At 32.8% G+C, this 23,720-nt stretch carries 18 protein-coding genes; 5 read left to right on the top strand and 13 right to left on the bottom strand.

All coding sequences use genetic code 11. The features are described 5' to 3' along the window. Window positions 1-77: 77 nt before the first annotated feature. The gene (locus Q4Q39_RS09130; RefSeq protein WP_303282121.1) at window positions 78-578 is read left to right on the top strand and encodes a nicotinate-nucleotide adenylyltransferase; all 501 of its coding nucleotides are present in this window, start codon (window positions 78-80) and stop codon (window positions 576-578) included. An 18-nt stretch (window positions 579-596) separates the two neighbouring features. Here the strand turns inward: Q4Q39_RS09130 and Q4Q39_RS09125 are convergent, their stop codons facing one another. After that, window positions 597-1,826 carry a class I SAM-dependent rRNA methyltransferase gene (locus Q4Q39_RS09125; RefSeq protein WP_303282120.1) on the bottom strand — a complete coding sequence of 410 codons (1,230 nt, stop codon included), beginning with the start codon at window positions 1,824-1,826 and terminating at the stop codon, window positions 597-599. A gap of 306 nt (window positions 1,827-2,132) precedes the next feature. Further along, window positions 2,133-4,040: a molecular chaperone DnaK gene (gene dnaK, locus Q4Q39_RS09120; RefSeq protein WP_303282119.1), complete on the bottom strand. Its 1,908-nt coding sequence runs from the start codon at window positions 4,038-4,040 to the stop codon at window positions 2,133-2,135. 175 nt (window positions 4,041-4,215) lie between these two features. Here dnaK and Q4Q39_RS09115 point away from each other — a divergent pair, with 175 nt between their 5' ends. Then, entirely contained in the window at window positions 4,216-5,637 is a 1,422-nt protein-coding gene (locus Q4Q39_RS09115; protein WP_303282118.1) for an L-serine ammonia-lyase, read from the top strand. 219 nt (window positions 5,638-5,856) lie between these two features. Here the strand turns inward: Q4Q39_RS09115 and Q4Q39_RS09110 are convergent, their stop codons facing one another. After that, entirely contained in the window at window positions 5,857-6,315 is a 459-nt protein-coding gene (locus tag Q4Q39_RS09110) for a nuclear transport factor 2 family protein (protein WP_303282117.1), read from the bottom strand. Window positions 6,316-6,434: 119 nt separating this feature from the next. Between Q4Q39_RS09110 and panB the strand changes: the two genes are divergently transcribed. The 3 genes from panB (at window position 6,435) to Q4Q39_RS09095 (ending at window position 9,487) form a co-directional block, all read left to right on the top strand. Next, window positions 6,435-7,253: a 3-methyl-2-oxobutanoate hydroxymethyltransferase gene (gene panB / locus Q4Q39_RS09105; RefSeq protein WP_303282116.1), complete on the top strand. Its 819-nt coding sequence runs from the start codon at window positions 6,435-6,437 to the stop codon at window positions 7,251-7,253. Window positions 7,254-7,381: 128 nt separating this feature from the next. Beyond that, a complete protein-coding gene (locus Q4Q39_RS09100) occupies window positions 7,382-8,080 on the top strand; it encodes an RluA family pseudouridine synthase (protein WP_303282115.1) in 699 nt (232 codons plus the stop codon). 36 nt (window positions 8,081-8,116) lie between these two features. Next, a complete protein-coding gene (locus Q4Q39_RS09095) occupies window positions 8,117-9,487 on the top strand; it encodes an aldehyde dehydrogenase (RefSeq protein ID WP_425555621.1) in 1,371 nt (456 codons plus the stop codon). Here the strand turns inward: Q4Q39_RS09095 and Q4Q39_RS09090 are convergent. From Q4Q39_RS09090 to Q4Q39_RS09045, 10 genes are all read right to left on the bottom strand, one after another. After that, on the bottom strand, window positions 9,484-10,287 hold the full coding sequence (locus tag Q4Q39_RS09090) for a sensor histidine kinase (RefSeq protein ID WP_303282113.1): 804 nt from the start codon (window positions 10,285-10,287) through the stop codon (window positions 9,484-9,486). The two genes, Q4Q39_RS09095 and Q4Q39_RS09090, sit on opposite strands and share 4 nt — an antisense overlap. Further along, window positions 10,263-10,985, bottom strand: a complete 723-nt coding sequence (locus tag Q4Q39_RS09085) for a hypothetical protein (RefSeq protein ID WP_303282112.1) — start codon at window positions 10,983-10,985, stop codon at window positions 10,263-10,265. Before Q4Q39_RS09085 ends, Q4Q39_RS09090 begins: the two co-directional genes overlap by 25 nt. 7 nt (window positions 10,986-10,992) lie before the next feature. Next, window positions 10,993-11,526 (bottom strand): hypothetical protein, encoded by a 534-nt coding sequence (locus Q4Q39_RS09080; protein ID WP_303282111.1) that lies wholly within the window; start codon window positions 11,524-11,526, stop codon window positions 10,993-10,995. A gap of 405 nt (window positions 11,527-11,931) precedes the next feature. After that, window positions 11,932-12,417, bottom strand: coding sequence for a protein-disulfide reductase DsbD domain-containing protein (locus Q4Q39_RS09075; RefSeq protein ID WP_303282110.1), 486 nt, complete (start codon window positions 12,415-12,417; stop codon window positions 11,932-11,934). After that, entirely contained in the window at window positions 12,414-14,720 is a 2,307-nt protein-coding gene (locus tag Q4Q39_RS09070) for an ABC transporter permease subunit (protein WP_303282109.1), read from the bottom strand. The genes Q4Q39_RS09075 and Q4Q39_RS09070 overlap by 4 nt, the downstream gene beginning before the upstream one ends. An 8-nt stretch (window positions 14,721-14,728) precedes the next feature. Continuing rightward, entirely contained in the window at window positions 14,729-15,652 is a 924-nt protein-coding gene (locus tag Q4Q39_RS09065; protein WP_303282108.1) for an ABC transporter ATP-binding protein, read from the bottom strand. Window positions 15,653-15,675: 23 nt separating this feature from the next. Further along, window positions 15,676-17,232, bottom strand: a complete 1,557-nt coding sequence (locus Q4Q39_RS09060) for a TlpA family protein disulfide reductase (protein WP_303282107.1) — start codon at window positions 17,230-17,232, stop codon at window positions 15,676-15,678. 114 nt (window positions 17,233-17,346) lie between these two features. Then, window positions 17,347-18,759 (bottom strand): RagB/SusD family nutrient uptake outer membrane protein, encoded by a 1,413-nt coding sequence (locus tag Q4Q39_RS09055; RefSeq protein ID WP_303282106.1) that lies wholly within the window; start codon window positions 18,757-18,759, stop codon window positions 17,347-17,349. Window positions 18,760-18,770: 11 nt separating this feature from the next. After that, window positions 18,771-22,073 carry a SusC/RagA family TonB-linked outer membrane protein gene (locus tag Q4Q39_RS09050; protein ID WP_303282105.1) on the bottom strand — a complete coding sequence of 1,101 codons (3,303 nt, stop codon included), beginning with the start codon at window positions 22,071-22,073 and terminating at the stop codon, window positions 18,771-18,773. A gap of 406 nt (window positions 22,074-22,479) precedes the next feature. Beyond that, window positions 22,480-23,640, bottom strand: coding sequence for a FecR family protein (locus Q4Q39_RS09045; RefSeq protein ID WP_303282104.1), 1,161 nt, complete (start codon window positions 23,638-23,640; stop codon window positions 22,480-22,482). Between the last annotated feature and the right edge of the window lie 80 nt (window positions 23,641-23,720).

Below are 23,720 nucleotides of genomic sequence, written 5' to 3'. Positions count from 1 at the left end.
GAAAGTATGACTTTTATCATAGTTTTATTATGCATGCATAGTTAATTTTAATGGCATTAAATTTAATATTGTTAGCCATGAAAAAAATATTATTTGGTTTCTTTATTTTTGGATTAACCACCCAAATCAATTCTCAAACAATTGAACTACCAAACACTGTAATTTCTGTGAATTACAAATATTTGGATGTAACAGATTTAGATCATACGCCTAAACGCGTCAAAAAATTAGAAGATGAAATTCTAAATTATGACCACGAAGAACTCTCTAAGCTTTATGATAGAATAGATGATATTTACGAAATATCTTTTTCTGTTCCTGAAGGAATAATAATCGCTGCATATAATAAAAAAGGGAAAATAATACGAACTAACGAAAAGTATAAAAACGTAAAGTTACCATTAGCTGTTATGCAAGCGATTTCCAAACGATTTCCAAATTGGGGTATCATTGAAGATACCTATCTCATAAGATATGATCATAATAAAGATTCCTTAATTCAGAAATACAAGGTCAAAATAAAAAACAACAACAAAACTATTATGGTAAAAACCGATGAAAAAGGAATTTTTCTGTAAAACTTGTTCCTTTAAGGCTTAATTTAAAAATCTATAATACCCACATTTTAAATAAGCACCTTCAGGGAAGCTGATTGGATGATCTATATCGTGATACGTATTTAAAATATTATTAAACGGTCGTGATTGATTATTTAATACCTGTAGATTAATATCAAAAAATGACTGTGCTAGAACTCTTGATGAGCAAGATGCTAAAACTAAAAGCCCCTTACTAGCAGTTAATTGAATTCCTAATTCAGCTAATTGTGCATATTTTCTTTTAGCAAGATCTATTTCAGATTGTTGTTTGGCAAAACTCGGAGGGTCAATAACCACGACATCAAAAGTTTGTTTGCTTTTGATCATTTTTTTAAGCTCTACAAAAGCATCTCCAGCAATGGTATCATGCTTCCCTGAATAATCATTTAGTTTTCCATTTTGATAGGCAATTTCTAATGCCTGTTTACTTATATCTAAACTTGTAACCGATTTAGCTCCATTGTATAAAGCATGTACAGAAAAACCTCCTGCATAGGAAAAAACATCTAAAACTGTTTTTCCTCCACTCCATTCACCTACTTGTTTTCGGTTTGCCCGGTGATCCAAAAAATAACCTGTCTTATGGCCTTTAATAACATTCGCTGAAAACTTTACATTATGCTCTATAAATTGAACAACTTCATTCTCTAAAGTTCCGAAAACGACTTCTCCATCTTTTAATTGATGGTTTTTTGATTGTTCTAGTCCACGACTTAAACGAATAACAACGGTATCTACATTAGAAACGATTTGCAAACTTTTTAAAATAGGCTCCAAATACGGTAGCCAAATCTCCGAATATAATTTCACAACTAAAACAGTATCGTAAACATCGGCAATTAACCCAGGAAAACCATCGTTTTCGCCAAATAATAAACGATAACTAGTTGTATTTGTTTTTAATAATTCTAATCGTTTTTTATAAGCTTCTTCTATTTTTAGATGAAAAAAATCGGCGTTTATTTCTGCTTTTGAAGCGTCACTATGAATTATTTTTATACGTATGGGCGAATTCGCATCATACAAGCCTAAACCAACGACTTTATTTTTATTCTTACTAAAAACAATCGCTAAATCACCTGTTTTAGCATCATCATTAATCTTTACAATGTTATTTGAAAACACCCATGGATGCTTTTTTACGACAAATTGCTCCCCTTTTGCATTTAGTTTTACAGCTAAACGTTTGGGCTTATAATTTGATTGAATTTTAGTTGAAAATAACATATTGTGATTTACTAGCGTTCAAAAGTATGGGTTTTAAAAGTGATTAAAAAACAAACGAAATAAAGAGGGCGTCTAAAAAGTTTTTTCAAGTCCTTGAGAATTGCGTATTTGAAAAATCTCTCCGACACCTATCCGAATAAAAAAGAGGCTGTCTTGACTTTTTAGACAGCCTCTTTACTTTTAATCTATATTAAGATCCTTCGAATTCTCTCAGGATAAGTGATTCACTTAATTTTGTCAAACAAAATTAGTTCTCTACTTACTTAACTTCTTCGAAGTCTATCCTTCGACTTCGCTCAGGACAGGCTACTTGACTTCTTCGAAGTCTACGTCTTCTACGTCGCTTCCTTCTTCAGCTTGAGTTTGTTCTCCAGCTCCAGCATCTGGTCCTGGTGCACCTCCTTGGGCTTCAGCTTGTGCTTTATACATTTCTTCTGAAGCAACTTTCCAAGCTTCATTTATTTTATCTAAAGCAGGCGTAATAACCTCTAAATCTTTAGTTTCGTAAGCTTTTTTCAATTCTTCTAAAGCCTCTTCGATTGGTTTCTTTTTATCGTCAGATAATTTATCACCAAACTCTTCTAATTGTTTTTCCGTTTGAAAAATCATAGAATCTGCTTCATTTAATTTCTGAGCACTTTCGGCTGCTTTTGCATCTGCCTCTGCATTCGCTTCTGCATCTGCTTTCATCTTTTGGATTTCTTCTTCCGTTAAACCTGAAGATGCTTCAATACGAATATCTTGTGATTTATTAGTCGCTTTATCCGTAGCAGAAACTTTAATGATACCATTGGCATCAATATCAAACGTCACTTCAATTTGTGGTGTTCCTCGTCTTGCTGGTGGAATACCGTCTAAGTGGAAACGTCCAATTGTTTTATTATCTGCAGCCATAGCTCTTTCCCCTTGCAATACATGGATTTCAACCGATGGTTGATTATCTGCCGCTGTAGAGAATACTTGTGACTTCTTAGTAGGTATTGTTGTATTAGCTTCAATAAGCTTTGTAAATACATTACCCATAGTTTCTATACCTAGAGATAATGGTGTGACATCTAAAAGCAATACATCTTTAACGTCTCCTGTTAATACACCTCCTTGGATACCAGCTCCTAATGATACAACTTCATCTGGATTTACACCTTTACTTGGTGTTTTTCCAAAGAATTTCTCAACAGCTCCTTGTACTGCAGGAATACGAGTAGAACCTCCTACTAATATAACTTCATCAATATCACTTTTAGATAAACCTGCCGCTTTTAAAGCAGATTCGCAAGGCTCTATAGTACGTTTTACTAAATCGTCAATTAATTGCTCAAATTTAGAACGTGTTAATGTGCGTACCAAGTGTTTTGGTCCACTTGCAGTCGCTGTGATATATGGCAAGTTGATTTCTGTTTGCGCAGAAGATGATAATTCAATCTTAGCTTTTTCAGCAGCTTCTTTTAAACGTTGTAAAGACATTGGATCTTTACGTAAATCCATGTTTTCTTCAGCGTTAAACTCATCTGCTAACCAGTTGATGATTTTTTCATCTACATCGTCACCACCTAAATGTGTATCTCCATCTGTAGAAAGTACTTCAAAGACACCATCACCTAATTCTAAAATAGATACATCATGTGTTCCTCCTCCAAAATCAAAAACAACTATTTTTTGGTCTTGTCCTTTTTTATCTAAACCATAAGCTAAAGCAGCGGCAGTTGGTTCGTTGATAATTCTACGAACTTTTAAACCTGCGATTTCTCCTGCTTCTTTAGTAGCTTGACGTTGTGAATCATTAAAGTAAGCTGGTACTGTAATGACAGCTTCACTTACATCTGTACCTAAATAATCTTCAGCGGTTTTCTTCATTTTTTGAAGAATCATAGCAGATAATTCTTGTGGGGTATATAGACGACCATCAATATCTACACGAGGTGTATCATTATCACCTTTTACTACTGTATATGGTACACGTTCTGCTTCCTTTTTAGATTCAGAATATTTATTTCCCATAAAACGTTTAATAGAATAAACTGTTTTTGTTGGGTTTGTTACTGCTTGACGTTTTGCTGGATCACCAACTTTAATCTCCCCTCCTTCTACAAAAGCAATTACAGATGGTGTAGTACGCTTACCTTCTGCGTTTGGGATAACAACAGGTTCGTTTCCTTCCATTACAGAAACGCAAGAGTTGGTTGTTCCTAAATCGATTCCAATAATTTTACTCATAATATTTTATACTTTATTTGTGTTCAATGTTATTTTTAAACTCGATTTGTAATAGTCAATCATTATGCCATATGAAAAATACTGACAAGCTGTCATTCCCTAGTATATATTTAAAAGAATAACTTTATATGTAACAAAACAATTTATATTTGCTCTACTAAAACGATATAGTTGCATGGAATGTATTTCTGTTTTTGATATGTTAAAGATTGGTATAGGACCATCGAGTTCGCATACATTGGGGCCTTGGAGAGCTGCTGAAAGGTGGATAAAAGAGCTAAAAGACTCAAATAATTTTGATAAAGTCGAACAAATATCTGTAGATCTTTACGGTTCTTTATCCTTAACAGGAAAAGGACATGCAACAGATTATGCTGTCATACTTGGATTAAACGGTTCTGACCCCGAAATTATTCCTACAGAAACGATTCCCGATATTGTTTCTAAAATCAAAAAAACTAACATATTACACTTTAATAATGAAAAGCCTGTAGCGTTTAATACAGAAACTGATATTATTTTCAACAGAGAGTTTTTACCATTTCATTCTAACGGGTTAACTTTTACTGCTAACATAAATGGAAAAAGTATTAAGTCAACTTTTTATTCTATTGGTGGCGGTTTTGTGGTTAAAGAAGCGCTTGAGAACTCTAAGAAAAATTTTGAAATTAAATGCTCATTCCCATATCCTATTAATAAAGGCACCGAGCTTCTTAAGTTTTGCGAGGTTTTAAATAAACCTATATCTGAAGTTGTTTTAGAAAATGAAAAATCAATTCGATCGGAAAAAGACATAGATAAAGAGTTGAAACGCATTTGGGACACTATGCTTGAATGCATATATATTGGTTGTCATACCGAAGGAAATCTTCCCGGAGGTTTAAATGTAAGACGTCGTGCATTCGACATGCACGAAAGTTTAAAAGGACAAACACCTTATACCAATCCAGTTGAATGGGTATACGCTATAAGAGATACCGAAGTAAAATTTAGACAAATATTAAAATGGGTTAGTTGTTTTGCACTAGCTGTAAACGAAGTTAATGCCTCTTTAGGACGTGTTGTTACAGCGCCTACCAATGGAAGTGCCGGAGTTATTCCATCTGTATTACTGTACTATTTAGTCATTGAAAATCATGACGCTAACTTTGAAGATATTAAACGTTTTCTATTAGTTGCTGGCGAAATAGGCAGCATCTTTAAAAAAGGAGCTACTATTAGTGCTGCTATGGGAGGCTGCCAAGCAGAGATAGGCGTATCATCGGCTATGGCTTCTGGAGCGCTTTGTGAACTTTTAGGAGGTACTCCAGAACAGGTACTAGTAGCCGCTGAAATTGCTATGGAGCACCATTTAGGATTAACCTGCGACCCTATTGGTGGACTGGTACAAATACCATGTATTGAGCGCAATGCTATGGGGGCTATTAAAGCTATAAATGCTGCTGAAATGGCTTTGGATACTGATCCTAAAAATGCAAAAGTCCCTCTAGATAAAGTGGTCGCTACTATGTGGGAAACAGCAAAAGATATGCACACAAAATATAAAGAAACATCTGAAGGTGGCTTAGCTGTTGGAGTAAATATGTCTGATTGTTAAATTATTTTTTTGGGCGCATCCTCACAAGGTCGGGCTATACAATACAAGTCCTCGTTCGTTCCTCTCTGTGGGCTTTCCTTTCCTATCCCTTGCGCAGAACGATAGTAAATAAAATGAGTTCAATCAAAAAAAACTTTGCAGCTCTGTTTCTTAGAGAGAAAAACACATATAACTCCTCATTAGCTACTTTGCGAAAAAATATCCCAATATCAAAAAAACCTACCTATCACAAGTAGATTTTCTACGAGTATCGATCAAATAAATAATTTTCCACTGGTCTCCAGCCTTGAATAATTGAAATGAATTAACCCCACAATGACTAAATGTATCATTATACCAAAACTCATAAGGTGTCCAGACATTAGCCATATTACCATCTACTTGAATACTATAATCCAATAAGCGTTCGTCCCATTTCTGGTCAGCTGGCCTATTTGCAATGGCATTAATAAGTTTTCCAGGTTCACCTGTTACTAAAATATCTTTTCCCTCTTTATTTCTGTAAGCTGTTTGCATAATTATTTTATCCGCTATAACAGATTTCATAAGAGTTGTATCTCCTTTATGGAATCCTTCAAAAAAGGTATCTACTGCTGTTTTTACTTCAGCTTGCTCATCACTTTGAGAATATATAGTAGATGTAATTAAAACAAATAAATAGAATATAGTTCGTGCCATAATATTTAAATTTTAACTAAAGTAAAATAAGATACGTAATGATGCGTCCCCTTAAAGAAAAGTTTAACATATATACTTAATTCATTACTTTTACATACTTTTTAAAAATTAGAAAAAATATGTCTGTAGCTAAAAAAGAATATAAGCGTATAACAGTTAAATCATTAGTAGATATGAAAACTAATGGTGAAAAAATATCCATGTTAACTGCTTACGATTATACTATGGCAAAAATAGTTGATGGTGCAGGTATCGATGTTATTCTTGTTGGCGATTCTGCCAGTAATGTCATGGCTGGGCATGAAACCACATTGCCCATTACTTTAGACCAGATGATATACCATGCTTCTTCTGTAATTCGTGCTATATATCGTGCTCTAGTTGTTGTAGATTTACCTTTTGGAAGCTACCAAAGTGATCCTAAAGAGGCCTTACGATCTGCGATTAGAATTATGAAAGAAAGCGGAGCGCATTCAGTTAAACTAGAAGGCGGTAAAGAAATAAAAGACTCCATTAAACGTATATTAAATGCTGGAATTCCTGTGATGGGACATTTAGGTTTAACACCACAATCTATATACAAGTTTGGAACTTATACAGTAAGAGCTAAAGAAGAGGAAGAAGCGAAAAGACTTATTGAGGATGCTAAAATGCTTGAACGTATTGGCTGTTTTGCAATTGTACTTGAAAAAATACCTGCCAAACTAGCTAAGGAAGTAGCAGACAGTGTGAGTATTCCAATCATAGGTATTGGAGCTGGTAATGGTGTAGATGGCCAAGTATTGGTACTACACGATATGCTAGGAATGACTCATGAATTCAACCCTCGTTTTTTACGTCGTTATATGAATTTATATGAAGATATGACCAATGCGATTTCTCAATATGTCGATGATGTGAAAACTCACGATTTCCCAAATGATAGTGAGCAATATTAATCTCAGTAGGCAGTAGGCAGTAGGCAGTAGGCAGTAGGCAGTAGGCGAAATTAAATTATTCGTGTATTAGTGGCTAAAAATTTCTTTCTAAAAAACAACCCAATAATCGATTGATCCAAACATCCAACATGTCTAAAGTTATTTCCAACAAATCTAATTTACAAGTCCTTTACGAAGACAATCACATCATTGTTGTAAATAAACGTGCAGGAGATATTGTGCAAGGAGACAAAACAGGAGACAAACCATTAAGCGACGTCGTAAAAGAGTATATTAAAGATAAATACAACAAACCCGGAAATGTATACTTAGGGGTTGTGCATCGTTTAGACAGACCAACAACTGGTCTTGTTATATTTGCCAAAACTAGTAAAGTATTACCTAGGCTCAATAAACTATTCCTTTCAAAAGATATAAAAAAAACATATTGGGCCATTGTAAAAAACAAGCCTTTAAAGACTGAAGACTCTTTAATAAATTGGTTAAAAAAGAATCCAAAAAACAATAAATCAACCGCATATATAAAAGAGGTTAAAGACAGTAAAAAAGCAATCCTTCATTATAAAATATTAAAAAAGTTAGACAACTATTATTTGCTTGAAATTAATTTAGAAACTGGCAGACATCACCAAATACGATCTCAATTATCTAATATTGGATGCCCTATCAAAGGAGATTTAAAATATGGCTTCGATAGAAGTAATAAAGACGCCAGTATCCATTTACATGCAAGGCATATAGAGTTTATCCATCCAGTAAAAAAAGAACCGATAACTATTTCTACACCACTGCCAAAAGATGCTATCTGGGATGCTTGTTTCCCATAATTTGAATATCTTTATAAAAAACACGTTTTGGATACTATACCCGAAATACTTGCCAAGCAGAGAGATTTTTTTAAATCTCAAAAAACCAAAGATATTTTTTATAGAGTATCTCTTTTAAAGGCTTTAAAACAAGAAATAATGGCTAGAGAACAAGCCATTTACGATGCTTTAAAAAAAGATTTCAAAAAACCTGAATTCGAAACATTTATTAGCGAATTCGGTCTAGTTATTTCTGAACTAAATTTAGCCATTAAGAGCCTTAAAAAATGGACAAAACCAGAACGAGTAAAATCGTCAATGTTAACATTTCCATCTCGAGATTATATTTATAAAGAACCTTACGGGAATGTGTTGGTTATCGCTCCTTGGAACTACCCTTTCTTATTAGCAATCGAGCCTTTAGTTATGGCCATTGCAGCTGGAAACACAGTAGTTTTAAAACCTAGCGAACTAACTAAGCACACTTCACAACTCATTACTAGTATTATTCAAAAAGTATTTCCTAACACAGTTGCAACTTCCATTGAAGGCGGTGTTGAGACTGCTACAGAATTATTAATTCAAAAATGGGACTATATATTTTTTACTGGCAGCGTTCCTGTTGGAAAAATTGTTGCTCGTGCTGCTGCTAATCATTTAACTCCAGTTACTTTAGAATTAGGAGGCAAGTCTCCTTGTATTATTGATGAAACCGTTAATCTAAAACTAGTCGCTAGACGGATATCCTGGGGGAAGTTTTTAAATGCCGGACAAACATGTATTTCTGCAGATTATATCATTATAAAATCTAATATTAAAGATGCTTTTATAGATATTTTAAAAACCGAAATCATTAAAAGGTATGGTGTTAATCCAAAAGAATCTCCCGATCTACCAAGAATCATCAATAAGAAAAATGTGTTAAGAATAGCAGACATGTTGAAAGATGTTCACGTAGTTTTTGGGGGGCATGTGGATATAGAAGATTGTTATATAGAACCTACAATTATTGATTCTCCAAATTTGAATAGTAGGATAATGAACGAGGAGATTTTTGGACCAGTTTTACCTATTTTAACTTATAATAATAACCAGGATATAGAAAATATTATTTGGAATTACGAAAAACCTTTAGCTTTTTATGTATTTTCAAATAATAGTATTTTCGTTGAGCAAATAATCAAAAAATATAGTTTTGGAGGCGGTGTAGTAAATGATTTATTAATTCATTTTGGAAACTCTAGATTGCCTTTTGGAGGTATTGGAGCTAGTGGTATGGGAGCCTATCATGGAAAAACTGGCTTCGATACATTTTCTCATAATAAATCCATATCCAAGCGGGGAAATTGGATTGATCCTGGTGTAAGATATGCACCCTACAAGGGAAAGTTTAATCTTTTAAAAAAAATGTTTAAATATTTCTCTTAATTAGCGATTGGATAGTCTAATACTAATTGTACACCTTTGTTTGGCTTAGATGACAATTTAAATTCTGCATGAATTAAAAAGGCTCTACTTTTCATATTTATCAATCCAGATCCTTTTTCTGTATCGTTCATATCAAATCCTTTACCATCATCCTTGGCAGTTATTTTTAGTTTTTTTGTCTGATACTCTATAGTAATCTCCAGATTTTCAGCTTCAGAATATTTTACAGAATTAGACAAAAATTCTTGTATGATTCTAAAAATAATGATTTCGTGTTTGCTATTTGCAAAGTCAATTCTCTCCCCTACTGTTTTAAGCTCAGCAGAAGCGAATTTCATCTTTTTAAGTCGATTTAATTCATTGGTAATAGACTTTTCAAAACCAATATTTAAAACAACCTCATTATTTAATGTTTTAGAAAGTGCCCGTACTTCAGATAAACTATTTTTAAGCGCATCGCTCGTATCTTTAAACTTCTCCTTTATATCATCTGCTACTTGCATTTTTAAAATACTTAACTGCATATTTGCAAAGGATAATAATTGCCCCACATTATCATGTAATTCCCATCCTATATTTTTGAGTGTTTGCTCCTGTATTTCGGTTTGTGCCTGTGCTATTTCTTCTTCAAAAGCTTGTTTCTGCTTGATTTTATCCAACAGTAGTTTATTCTTTCTCTTTTGAAATACAATAAAAAAGATTACAACTAAGAATGTAACAATTACTAAAACAGTAATCATATATATTAGTAGATAGCGTTCGGCAGCTGTACTCGCTAATTGTTCTCCGGTTTGCACCATATTAAAGCAAATGTAAAGGTTGAATACATAAATATATTAGCAAATAAGAAAATTTCCCATTGCAAAAAAATAAAACTCCAGTCTCGATTGGGGTTCCCTGCTTCATAAGCAAAATAAGCTTCGTAAAAATCTAAAGGTGTAATGATGAGCCACCAGATAAATATTGCAAAACTAATATAGAAATTTATGGATCTGTAAAAAGTTAAGATTTTATCACTTAATAACACTTCTATGAAATAAAATACTGTACACAACAATATGATAATAGCACCAATAATATTTATTACTGGAAAAAACTTATAAAAAAACACTTCCCAGTTTAAAACAATATAAGTAATAGAAAAAAAGAAAAAAGCATATGTAAAAAGCTTGATAAGCTCTCTAAACACCTTAATTTTTAATATTTTACGATAATAAAAAGAAAAAAACAGGATAGCACCAATTTGCCAATAGAGTGTTGCCCACCAATGGTTCTTTTCTAAAACAGTGCCCATAAGAAAATCAAAAAATTTCCCAGGAGATACATACCTTGCATAAAAGCTGGCAAAATCACAAATAGTTAGATATACTAAAAAATATATAAAATATTTAGCAGCTGTAAGTTTGTATTTTTTATAAAGCAACAAACCAGTTACAGCTGCTAATGATTCAGTTATAGTTGTAAGTAAAAGATAATTTTTTCCAATAAATTCTTCCACAAAAAAATTAGTTAGGATAGCCTCCTGAACCTCCTCCGCCTCTATTTAAAGGAGGAATAGGAAGATCTTGATCATTTCCTCTAAAGTTAAACGGGCTCACACTAGCTTCAGCATGTCTTTTTTTGCCTGTAGGTACAAGAAACATAGTCGTTAAATCACATTTTTCAGGACCCGCTTCTTGTCCATAAACACCTAAATAAACTCGGTAGCCAGTAATTTTATAATCTAAACTATCAGCTTGCTTTTTAGCGTATTTTATATAATTTCTAATTTCTTTAGAAGACCACCATACAGAACGATCGTCCTCTTTATGCCCTCCCATTGCTGCACAAGAGTCTACTGCTGGTTTTCTGTATTTAGTCCAATTATTGTTTAATTCCTTGGCATAATCTTGCTTAAGAAGCCCTTTTGGGAGTTCAAATTTTTCTGCTGTTTCCAGTTTTGTTTGCATAGAATCCAATTCAGGATTTCTTGGACAAAAGAAATAAGTTAGTAAAGCTCCGATAATAAGTCCCAAAATAATGTAACTTAGTTTTTTCATGTTTTAGTATGGTTATATGGTTAATAAAGTTAGGGGTTAAAAATAAGAAAAAGATTTAAGAACGTAGTCTTTTTATACAATTCCTAAGCGTTTATAAAAATTATGCAGGAAAACCCAACATACCTCCCATTCCTACTGTAAATAGCCAACAACCATAAATGGCATGTTTTAAGGAAACTAATAATGTCGTGCGAGCTAAACCAAAATAATATGCTATGAGTGACCAATTCAAAAAACAACTATTATAATGAAAAAAACTTAAGTTGTAGGGCGTATTATTTTGGTATTGCTACTATTGGTCTAAGAGGGAACGGACTCTTCAATTAAAAAAATTATGCTATAATAAACAGTTCATGACTACTTACTTCTATAAAACTTAACTACAACCGTTCCCAACTAGACATTCTATTTGCTCTGATTTAGCTTGATAATAAATTCTTGCTCACCGAATACACATTGGCCTGTTTCCATGGAGCACACTGTGTAGTTTATGGTTGCCTTTATTTTAGGATTAGGTTCTAAAACTTTGATGCGTTGTATAAAACCACCACCTGATTCTGTGATTACTCGTGTATCGCCTTCCCAGACCTCATCGTATTTGGTTTTTGCTTTTATTGGTTTTGGATTTCCTATTAATTTGAAACCTTGACCCTCTAGCGTTACAGACGTTGGTATTGGTCCTAAGTCTGGATCTTGGTCTGTGGCGTATATGTACCACGTATCATCCAGATTCACCTTAAACGTTAGTTCTAGCTCTTGCCCTGGCTCTATAAGGGTTATTGATTTTTCTAATGACCAGTGGGCGGATACCAAACTTTGAGCGTTAAGACCTAAAACCATCATAATAGATACACATAGTACTATTAATTTTTTAATGAATTTTCTTTTCATCTCTTCTTTCTTATAATTAATATTATTGAGCCAATTAAGAAAATAATTGATGGAATCACAACGACTAACAATAGATTTAATACTTTTATTTGTTGACTATTTACATTGAATTTTGTATCTGAATCCTTGAAATTTTTAAGTCTGTTATTAAATGTATCTATTGGATATACCCCATCTGACAACCATCTAAATATGTCTTTTATATAACCCCTATTAAAAGCCATTCTTATACCCACACCAACTCTACTTCTTAATTCTCTATTACTTAAGAAGTCAGCATCGCCTGCAATCATAATCTTTTGTTTCTTTTGATTTACAGTTCTCTCGAGAGCAATAACCAATGGTATTGGTTTATCAATAGGGGTTTGAGTGCTATCTACAATTGTATAAGTTGAACTAGTAGTTTCTATAACAGATGTTACCTTAAAATTATTTTCATCTAACAGATATAAACCAAGAGCACCGTTGAATGTAAGTTCTTTATCATTAGCTAAATGATTTGGTGATTGTCTATAACCATTATTTTTATTTAAATGCTTACCGGCTTCTGTTACCTTACCAATAACAAAACCGTCTTCCATATCTTTAATATCCTGTCTTATTATTTTTGATTTAAAATTTACACCTAGCAAACTATTAATGGATTCGATATTCTGACTGCTTCTTTTTGGCTCTATTAAAAATAATGCGTTCCCGCCATCATTAATATATTTTCTAAATAGATTAAGCTCTTTTTCTGATAGAGAATCATTAGGAGCTGCCCATACAAGAATGTCATGATTTATATTTAAGGTGTCTCTTTCTAAATAAGTTAAACCAAATTTAAAACCTGCATTTCTTAATGAGCTTCTTTGTTTGGAACCCTTTATCATATGACCGTAACCTGAATCAAATTCGTTAAATCCGCGTTCAAGATGCCCCTGAATAAACTTTACTTTAACCTCATTGCCCAACAGTTGTTTTAAGGATGCTGCATTTTCTGCTTCTAATGGAAAATGTTGTGTGTCATAAAATATGCGAACAAAAGATCTTACATCATTGTTTAATTGAAACATTCTTACGTACTCATTATCTTCATCACTTAAATCTATTAATTTTTTGATTTCAGAAGGTCCTAAAACATCTTCAAAATTTAAACCATATGATTTAGCATAAATTCTTGCAATTTCCTCTAATGAATGATCTGGATACTTTTCAAATATACTATCATTTGCATTTGAAATAATATCATAGAAATACACATACTCCATTTCTAATTGAGGTAAAAATCTAGTAAATTTCTCAAACCATCTGGCATTTCTATTATGGTGTCTTGGAAGACCACTAATAATTGTATTTTCACTAAATAGATTTACAAAGGATACCATCTTTAAAGGGCGATCTTTTAATTGTTTAACAATTTCTAATGATTCATTAGAAAGAGTATTTCTTTTATTTCTCGACATATCCCAATAAAACTTGTTTTCTGGCTTGCTTGTTAAGTGACCTAACCCAAATGACAAAACTATAGTACACAAGTATAGTGACGACTTATAATACCAAGGTTTGTCATTCTTTTTAAATGACAACCTTAAAATAGTAAGGACTAAAAACATTACTATGATTATTATAAAATAAAAAATGCCTTCACTAGTCATTAGACCATTTATTAGTTGTTCTGTTCTTTCAGGTATAGAAAGCCAGTAATTAATTTCGTTAATTACAGGTGTTTCCTGCCAAGTAACGCCTACAATATTTAGAAAAGCTATAACACCAAATGTTATTATAGCCGTTACTACTTGATAAGAAGATAAACTTGAAATAAATAGACCAATAGCTGTATAGGTTGCCAAAAGGAAATATATTCCTAATAACCCTGAAATTATTAACCCTACATCAGCAAACTGTATTGAGTAAATACCAATAATGCTGACCAAAAAAAGAAGACCTAATAGCATTAAGCAATAGCATAACAAGGCTAAATATTTACCAAGAACAATTTGTTTAATTGAGATTGGAGATGAAAATAATAACTTTATTGAACCAGTATTTAATTCATTACTAATAATACCCATTGTTAAAAGAGGGATATATATGAATGCATTTTTTACAATATTATTGAATAACGCTAGCTCGTTAGAGAAAATTCTATAAGTTAAATCTGTAATTTGGTAAGTGCCTCTTTGGAGGTAACTTTCGTAGGTCTCTAACAAATCAATAAATGAAACTCCAGCTTGAACAATGAATATAATTGCTAACAACCAAGCTATTGGTGAATAAAAGAACTTCCTTAATTCAAGTAATGCTATTTTTATTATAATCATAATTTGTCTTAATTTATTGATGAAGATAACTCTGCAAATACATCATCTAATGAATTTTTTAATGGAAAAATCTCTATTAGCCCCCAATTACTTTTAATACTTCTCTCAATAATCGCTTTTGAAGTTTTTATAATGTCATTGGTTTTAACAAGAATTATTTCATTTTTAAAATCTACCTCTTCAACACCACATATTAGAAGAAACTCCTCTAATTCTGGAGGTAATATCATTTTTATGGATAAAGTATTGGGCGCTACATAATTATTAAAATCTTCTATACTACCAGAAAACACCTTATTTCCCTTTTCAATCATAATGATATTAGAACAAGTGGCTTGTACTTCTGAAAGAATATGAGTAGACAACAAAACAGCCCTATCTTTACTTATAGTCTGAATAAGTTTCCTAACTTCAAGTACCTGTACTGGATCTAGACCATTTGTAGGCTCATCAAAAACTACTAATTTTGGATCGTGAATAATAGCTTGTGCAATACCAACTCTTTGTTGATAGCCACCAGACAAACTGCGTATTAGAGCTTTACTGAAGTGAGATATATTACATAACTGCTTTACTCTTTCTACAGCATTTCTAATTTTTACATTTGGTATTAGTCTTATTTTAGCGCAATACTCTAAATATTCATTAACTGTTAAATCAAAATACAATGGTGCCTTTTGAGGTAAAAACCCTATTAATTTTTTACTTGCTATTTGATTATTGCGAATATTAATTCCATTAATAAAAACATCTCCTTTTGTAGGGCTTAAAACACCGCACAAAATATTTATAGTAGTAGATTTACCTGCACCATTAGATCCCAATAAACCAAGTACTCCATTACTCTTAATTTCTAATGATATATCGTTAACTGCAACTTTATTTCCATAATAGTGTGTGAGGTTCTGTACTTTTAATATGCTATTTACCATAATATTTATTAAGCAAAACTAATTTATAATCTACTTTTTGGGTCTCTGATAATTATAACTTTCATAGGCTTGGTAGATTTTTCTAAATAAAGACCTTTTGATTCTAGATATTTACCATAGCTATTAAATGATTTTCTGTCAGCTTCAGTAGCCTCAAAATCTATGTGATAATCTCCGAAACCAGTTTCATCAATAAATGGAACTTCTTCCTGTACCTTGATTCGACCTTGACTATATTGACGACAACCAAAAAGTGAGTTTCCAAGTAAACGAACCATGTCTCTCATAATGGCATTTTTATAATTCCATGACCCATCTGCAGGAAATTCCTCTCTATATTTCTGATTTGGTGTTTTAGTTTTTAACAACCCCATAGCATTTGGGGTTGCTTTTAATTTCCATATGGGCATCTCTCTTATTTCTACAGAAACATCATACCCAAAATAGTTTTTTAAGTCACGTTGCATGACCTCTTGTACAAATAGACCCGATGCCTTTTCTTCTGGTACTTGCACACTATAATGGTATTTATTTTTGACCGACTTAAAGTTTTTGTTTTTCCAAAGGTCAGTGCCGACTAATTCTGGATTGGTTTTAACTTCTATAATGGGTGTATGCCAAGACATTCCATAAGCTGATTTAAAAAATGGAGACCATTCATCCACCCAGATTTGTTTTTTTTTAAACGGGTGTCTGAAAGGCATTGCTTGATTGATTAAGGTGTCTCCATAAGCTATTCTATACAAATCAATAGGTTCCATATTGACCCATTGCGCTAATCCTGGACGGCTTAAAGATGAATCGTTTTGAGTCTTTTTGTCGAACCAAGTACGAGTATATAAGTAATACTCCTGGTTCTCTACTGGTAGGATTGATTTTGCTTTTTTTAAAACCGACCTGTACATAAAGTCATTATTATCACCTTTACCTTCATGGACAAATAAAGGTTTATCCATATCAATTTTTACAATACGGTTTTGCTCTATTTTATAATTCTCAATGGCTTTTTTTAGTTGATAATCTTTGGATGAAGCAAATTTAACCGCTTCTTCTAGACTCTTTTTCCCTATTCCAATCCAAGCAATAAATCCATTTTTATCAATTACGAAAGACTGAGGTAATCCAGATAGTCCAGCAGCTTTTAACCAATCATTCCGCATACGCTCATCTTCTGTATCCACAGCTACTCTATAGCTTATTTCATCTGTTTTTTTTGTAACAAAGCGTTCTACACGTTGCACGTAGTTTGGATTTTTAGTTCCTATGGGTTCATTATTGGCTTCCATCACAAAAAAGTCAAGCACCTCTACCTCGTCTTTATACTTTTCTGCCAAATATGATAAAAAAGGAATCATTTTTATACAGCCAGTACACCAAGTAGCTCCAAATTCCAATACATACACCTTACCTTTTTCAAAATTTTTGACCTCATTGCCTTTGATCCACTTAAAAATAGATATTTCGGGTGCCTTATCGCCTACTTTCAAGGTAGGTTGTTGCCCTTGAGCATCTGTACAAAAACCGCACATTAAAATCATGAACATTATTACGATTTCTTTGTAAATATTGACTCTTTTCATATGTTTATTTTTTATATTGAATTATAAGTATTCTATGTAGAGATATTTAACACCTTACATGATTGGATACCCCCTCCTCTAGCAGGAGGGGTTTGTTTAAAATATTAGTTGATCTTAGTATCCTTGATTTTGAGGTAATAAATTGGGATTAATTTCAATTTCTGATAATGAAATAGGAAGAAGTGTATTTGTTGACCTCCAACTATCGGTTTTAATAGGACTTAAAACTGCATCCGCCTTACCTGTACGCTTAATATCAAGCCATCTATGAGCAAATTCTGTAAACAACTCAACTTTTCGCTCTTGTTCCACTGCCATCAATAGATCTACTTGGGTATTTGCAGTAGTATTTGCTAAACCTGCCCTATTCCGAATGCTGTTAACATCTGATTGAGCACCTATTATATTACCTTGTTTGGCTCGAGCTTCAGCTCTGATTAAATACTGTTCGGCTAAACGGAAAACCGATAAATATTCTTGATCTCTAACTATATTGTTCGTAACATTTTTATATTTATAAGGAAAATAATAATTTATTCCTGTTCCAGGGTCATTAAAACTACCTACCCAATCTGTAAACCTTCTATCTCCAACTTCAAAAGAATTGATAAGTTCATTTCTAAAAACGGAGCGACTACCAAGGCCTATTGCTGTTTGTTGAATAACAAATCTATTCGCCTGTAGTACAGTAAAGTTTGTACTTATTTGAGAGGGTTCAATTTGCCAAATGGCCTCATCATTTGCAGCTAAAAACACATCATTTAAATCAGTTTCTAGAGTGTATAAATTATTATTTATCAAAAGTGTTGCTTGTTCTTCAGCTTTTTCCCAATCTTCAATGTACAAATATGTTCTCGCTAACAAAGCTATGGCTGCATCTCTATTTGGACGAATTCTTTTACCTTCTATAAAACTGAAATCGGCTGCCATTAAACCGATAGCATCTTCCAAATCTAAAATGATTTGCTGATATACCATCTGTTCATCACTCCGCGAAATGGTATTATTTGTTACTACATCTGATGATGTGATAATAGGAGACCTACCAAATAAATTTGTTAAATAAAAATGACTAAATGCACGTAGGAACTTAGCCTCTCCTTCAATTTGATTTTTTAATTCTTGAGTTACTTGGTTATTATCCTCTAATATCTCTAAAAGGGAGTTGATATTTAGCAAAGAATTAAAGCTACTAGACCAAAAAATATCTGAATGACCGTTTTCTACAGTTAGATTGCTTTGAAAATATTCAAGTTCAGTTTCACTATTTGGTGAAGCTAATAGTTCATCTGAATACAGTCCCATAAGTCTATCTAAATCACTATTTGTAAAGCTTCCGTTTGATTCAAATTCACTATAAATACCACTTATGGCTGCAACCGCTGACTCATCATCGGTAATAGCTGTTTCTCTTATGATTTCATTTCTTGGTGCATCGACTTCAACAAAATCTTCGCAACTCCACAATAAAGTTCCTATTAATATGCATATTAAGCATGTATTTAACTTATATATTTTATTATTCATAATTTGTTTTTTTAAAATGATAAATCTAGTCCTAAACTTATTATACGTAAAGGAGGTAAAGCGACAGAAGAACCGCCTACTTCAGGGTTTAATCCTTTAAAATCTGTAATAGTAAACAAATTTTGCCCCTGTACAAACACCCTTAAATTTTGCATCTTTAGAGTTTCCAATACCGTATTAGGTAGACTATATGATAATGAAAGATTATTTAAACGAATGAATGAAGTATCTGTTATAATGGCATCTGATTGTATATAACGAAAATAATTGCTGTTATTTCCATATTTTTGAAACCTTGCTAGATCACCCGCTTGTTGCCAGCGATCTATAACCTGTGCTGGTTGATTGCTTGCTGTAAGAGCACCTGGGGAGGCAAATCCAAAATACACATCACGTCCAGTCTGTTTTACAAACTGAAACAAAAAATCCAAAGTAAAGCCTTTATAACTAATAATGTTTTGAATTCCACCAAAATACTTCTGACCGACTTCAATATATTTCTGGTTATCAGTTTCACTTATTGAACCATTATTGTCAAAATCTGTAAAGTCATAAGTTCCATTATTATCATTTATACCCATAAACTCAAAATACTTACCACTATTTCCATTAATTGATTCGCCTACTACCCATACATTATCAAAAGTTGGAAAATCCTCGATATTTTGAAACTCAAGTAACTTGTTTCTTGGAATGGTTAAGTTAAAGTTGGTTGACCAATTAAAATTTTTGTTATTTATGTTAGCTGTACTAAGTTCTATTTCTAGCCCCGTGTTTTCTACAACTGTTGGCAAATTAAATTGTAAAGAGCTAGCACCAGTTACAGTAGATAAGGGTAGACCAATCAACTGATCTGACGCCCTGTTTTGATACCAACTAATATTTGTTAATATTTTTTCATTAAAGAATCCTAATTCTAAACCAAACTCTAACTTTTTTACTGATTCCCATGAAAAATCTGGATTAGCCAATCGCGTAACATTAAAACCAGTAATGTTATTATATGGATTATCAACAAATGAATAAGTGTCTAAAAAATTATAATCTCCGATTTGGTCATTTCCTGTAATTCCATAACTCCCACGAAACTTCCCAAAAGTTAACCAAGAAATATTTTTAGTAAAATCTTCTTCTGTAAAAATCCATGCTCCACCAATTGCTCCGAAATTTCCAAACTTTTTATTTGGACCAAAACGTGAAGAACCATCTCTACGAGCCGTTAAATTTAACAAATACTTATTTCCCCAGTCTAGATTAATTCTGGCAAAAAAAGCATTATATTTATATTGTGTATACGTTGAAGACACCTCTGTTGATGTAGCTGCGTCAACATTAAGTAAAAATTCATCTCTTGAAAACCCTTCGGCTCTTATATCCGTTGTTTCTCTAATATCTTCTCGAAAAGTAGTCCCAAATAACGTAGTTAATCTTAGCTTCCCGAAATTCTTATTATATTCTAATTGAGGTTCAAATATCCAGAATTTATTATTTCCTTGATTAAACCGACTACTTCTTTGTGAAAATAATCTACTATCTGGTCTTATGGCCGATAAAGGACGAATACTATTACCATTAAAATCTAGAAAATTGTAACCTATTGATGCTTTTACTTTAAAACCGTTAAACAGTTGATATCCTAAATCTGCATTTGCTATTATACTCTCTGTTTGATCATTATAATCTCCTTCAAGAAACGCTAATGGGTTATTAAATGAATTATTCTCCCAATTAATGCCTCCATTAGCATCGTATAATTCAGGTGCATTAGGTGGTAACGTTACTGCTGTTCTCGTTAAATCAATAACAGGCAATGCATTTCTACTATTAGAATACTTTACTGATGCATTTATATTAAATCTATTGTTGTTAGAAGTATGAACTACATTTAATAAGCCCGAAACCCTTCTAAAACCTTCATCTGTAGGAAACACCGTAGTTTCTTTAAAATAACCTGTTGAGAAATTAAATTGAGTGTTTTCATTACCACCGGAAACAGAAACGTTTGCATTTGTTTGCATAGCAGTACCGCCAATTAACTCCTCTTGCCAATCTGTATACCTGCTTTGATCCCAGACAAAAACATCTGGTGCAAATCGTTCTTGAATAAATGGTGGGAAATTAGGTAAATTTGGATTCCCTTCTAAACGCATTTCTAAGTATTGTTCTGTATTTAACAAATCTAGTTTTTTACTGACTTCACCAAAACCAGTAGTTATATTTGCACTAACTGAGGTTCTGCCTACTTTTCCTTTTTTCGTTGTTATTAGAACAACACCATTAGCTCCTAAAGAACCATAAATAGCAGTGGCATCCGCATCTTTTAAAACTTGAAAAGATTCTATATCATTGGGATTTATGAATGCAAGTGGGTTTCCTGCGCTTAGAGCACTTCCAATAGACCCATTTGTAAATCCCCTTATTGGATAAGGCACACCATCAATTACATATAAGGCATCATTACCATCTCTACGTAAGCTGTTTCTACCACGAATCTGGATACTAATACCACCTCCAGGAACACCAGTATTTTGTACAATGGATACCCCACTCATTCTTCCTTGTACTGCCTGTAATGGATTTGTAACTGGCTGTAACTCGATATCTTTCGCTTCTACCCTAGAAATATTACCTGTTGCTTTTCGTTGAGAGGTTTTGTAGTAACCAGCGTTAATCTCGATAACATCTAATTCGCTTATCTCTTCCTTTAATACAACATCTATAGTTTTTTGATTTCCTACTGTAATTTCTTGACTTGCGTATCCGATAGATGAAAACATTAGGACATTAGAATTGTCAATGACAGTAATAGTGTATTGCCCATCGAAGTCGGTTGCTACTCCTCGTTGAGTCCCTTTTACAATTACTGTTACTCCAGCTAGTGGCATGCCATCTTCTCCAGTAACCTTACCTGTGATTTGACGCTGTTGAGATTGGGATTTCTGTTTAATAGTAATTCTGTTATCGGCTCCTAAGATGACATTGAATTTGCCTTTGGGCAGTGTTTGTTGTAAGAGTTTACCAACGCTCATCACACCTTTTTTCACTTCTACATTTGGGGTATTCTCAAATAAATTGGTTGGATATAGAAAGCTGTATTTTGTTTGGTCAATAATCATATCGAAGACTTCATCGACGGTCATGACCTTATCCCGATCTATTTTGACCTTTTCTTGTGCGTTCGTGATATCAGTATTTAAACTGAAAACCGTTGTGCATAGTAAGAAAATGAATGTTCTCATCATCATTAAGAGTATCCGTTTGCTGATTCCTATTTTCATAGGAATTGCATGGATTTTAATTGATTTAATTTCCATAAATTTGCTGTGTTATTAGTTAGTTAAAATTTAATTAGTTAATAATGCTATAGGGGGATAAGGTTTGACTTTCGACGGATAAACTTTTCTCCCTTTTTTTGTTTCGTAGTGTTATTTCATATTGTTTTAGGTTTAGTTAATTGCTTTAAGTCTTTATCTTTTTTATTAATTAATTTATACTGTTTTAAAGCTTTATTCACATCTAATACTTTTTCCATTGATGAAAAAGTATTCAAAAAATCTAGGCTGCATATTAATTCTTTGAAAATCAGCATTACTGATTTTTCATGTGCATCGCAACCGCTGCGCTTCGGCGATGCTCCTCTGCCCTATCTAATCAGTAATTTGATTTTACTACTGAATTAATATTGAGGCCGTTTGCCTTCAATTAATGATTTCGTTTTCATCACTTAAGTGTTATAGTTTTGTTATTGATTTCGTAGTTTTTGATGACTCCGAAATTTTTGATATCGTTTAAGATATCTATGATACTTTGGTCTTTATATAATGCTCCGTTGAATGGTATACCTTCTAAATTCTCATCTGCAAAGACAACCTCCATATCGTACCAACGTGATAGGGTAGTCATGATCTCTTTTAATGATTTGTCCTTGAACATATACAAACCTTCTTTCCATGATATTTGAGAACGAACACTTACCTCTTGTACGCTCACATTTTTGGTTACGATATTTAAATTGGTTTGTTGGGATTGTGACAGTATCTTGACAGTATTACCTGCTGTTACCTCAACCTTGCCTTCTACCAATGTGGTGTAAATATTGGTTTCATCTTTATAGGCTTTAATATTGAACTCGGTGCCTAATACTTCTACTTCTTGGCTGTTATTAAACACCTTAAACTTTGCGCCTTCATGTTCTGAACTTGGTGACACATCAAAATATGCTTCTCCATAAACCAGCTCTACTTCCCTTGTTTCGCCCTCATTAAATGCTACGGGGTATTTTAATTGACTTTCGGAATTTAACCACACTTTGGTACCATCTGAAAGGGTTAATTGGAACTGACCCCCTCTAGGAATTGTAAGATGGTTATAGACTAATTCGCGTGAAGTATTGCTACTATTATAAATGACTTTTTCTCCGTTACTGGTAACATTTTGCGTTTGGTAGGTATCGCCTTTTACTAAAGCTATCCGATCTCCATTCTCCAACGTTAAGGTTGCTTTGTCGGTCCCAGTTTCTATTTGGTTATTGACAATGATTGGTTCAGTGATTTCTATAGAACCCGTATTTCCCTTTTGCTGAAAGAAATAGCCCATACCAAAAATAATGACAGCTGCAGCTGCATATTTAAGGACTTTATATATCTTAAATTTATAAGTTGTTTTTTTGGACAACCTAATTTTTCGTAAATATTCTTTTTTAGCATTTTCGGTATCAAACTCGTTGGTATTAATATCCATAGCATAGTTGGTCTTTATATAACTCTTGAAAATTTGTTTATGCTCGTCCTTTTTTAACCAATTAGCTAGTATTTCTAATTCGTCTATATTGGCGGCATTCATCAAGAATTTAGTCAATATTTTTTCGATATTTTGATTCATTTTAAACAGGCGCTTTGTTACTATTACGTTTCCCAAATGTAACCACCCACAAAATCCACTAAAAAATATTTACTTAATTT

The organism is Flavivirga amylovorans, assembly GCF_030540875.1.
GTDB lineage: Bacteria > Bacteroidota > Bacteroidia > Flavobacteriales > Flavobacteriaceae > Flavivirga > Flavivirga amylovorans.
This window is presented reverse-complemented; position numbering and strand designations above follow the sequence as displayed.

What these genes read in the sequence shown, in the direction of transcription:
- Q4Q39_RS09130 (WP_303282121.1), top strand. Translation starts at nt 78, where the DNA reads ATGAAAAAAATATTATTTGGTTTCTTTATTTTTGGATTAACCACCCAA.
- Q4Q39_RS09125 (WP_303282120.1), bottom strand. Translation starts at nt 1,826, where the DNA reads ATGTTATTTTCAACTAAAATTCAATCAAATTATAAGCCCAAACGTTTA.
- dnaK (WP_303282119.1), bottom strand. Translation starts at nt 4,040, where the DNA reads ATGAGTAAAATTATTGGAATCGATTTAGGAACAACCAACTCTTGCGTT.
- Q4Q39_RS09115 (WP_303282118.1), top strand. Translation starts at nt 4,216, where the DNA reads ATGGAATGTATTTCTGTTTTTGATATGTTAAAGATTGGTATAGGACCA.
- Q4Q39_RS09110 (WP_303282117.1), bottom strand. Translation starts at nt 6,315, where the DNA reads ATGGCACGAACTATATTCTATTTATTTGTTTTAATTACATCTACTATA.
- panB (WP_303282116.1), top strand. Translation starts at nt 6,435, where the DNA reads ATGTCTGTAGCTAAAAAAGAATATAAGCGTATAACAGTTAAATCATTA.
- Q4Q39_RS09100 (WP_303282115.1), top strand. Translation starts at nt 7,382, where the DNA reads ATGTCTAAAGTTATTTCCAACAAATCTAATTTACAAGTCCTTTACGAA.
- Q4Q39_RS09090 (WP_303282113.1), bottom strand. Translation starts at nt 10,287, where the DNA reads ATGGTGCAAACCGGAGAACAATTAGCGAGTACAGCTGCCGAACGCTAT.
- Q4Q39_RS09080 (WP_303282111.1), bottom strand. Translation starts at nt 11,526, where the DNA reads ATGAAAAAACTAAGTTACATTATTTTGGGACTTATTATCGGAGCTTTA.
- Q4Q39_RS09075 (WP_303282110.1), bottom strand. Translation starts at nt 12,417, where the DNA reads ATGAAAAGAAAATTCATTAAAAAATTAATAGTACTATGTGTATCTATT.
- Q4Q39_RS09070 (WP_303282109.1), bottom strand. Translation starts at nt 14,720, where the DNA reads ATGATTATAATAAAAATAGCATTACTTGAATTAAGGAAGTTCTTTTAT.
- Q4Q39_RS09065 (WP_303282108.1), bottom strand. Translation starts at nt 15,652, where the DNA reads ATGGTAAATAGCATATTAAAAGTACAGAACCTCACACACTATTATGGA.
- Q4Q39_RS09060 (WP_303282107.1), bottom strand. Translation starts at nt 17,232, where the DNA reads ATGAAAAGAGTCAATATTTACAAAGAAATCGTAATAATGTTCATGATT.
- Q4Q39_RS09055 (WP_303282106.1), bottom strand. Translation starts at nt 18,759, where the DNA reads ATGAATAATAAAATATATAAGTTAAATACATGCTTAATATGCATATTA.
- Q4Q39_RS09050 (WP_303282105.1), bottom strand. Translation starts at nt 22,073, where the DNA reads ATGGAAATTAAATCAATTAAAATCCATGCAATTCCTATGAAAATAGGA.
- Q4Q39_RS09045 (WP_303282104.1), bottom strand. Translation starts at nt 23,640, where the DNA reads ATGAATCAAAATATCGAAAAAATATTGACTAAATTCTTGATGAATGCC.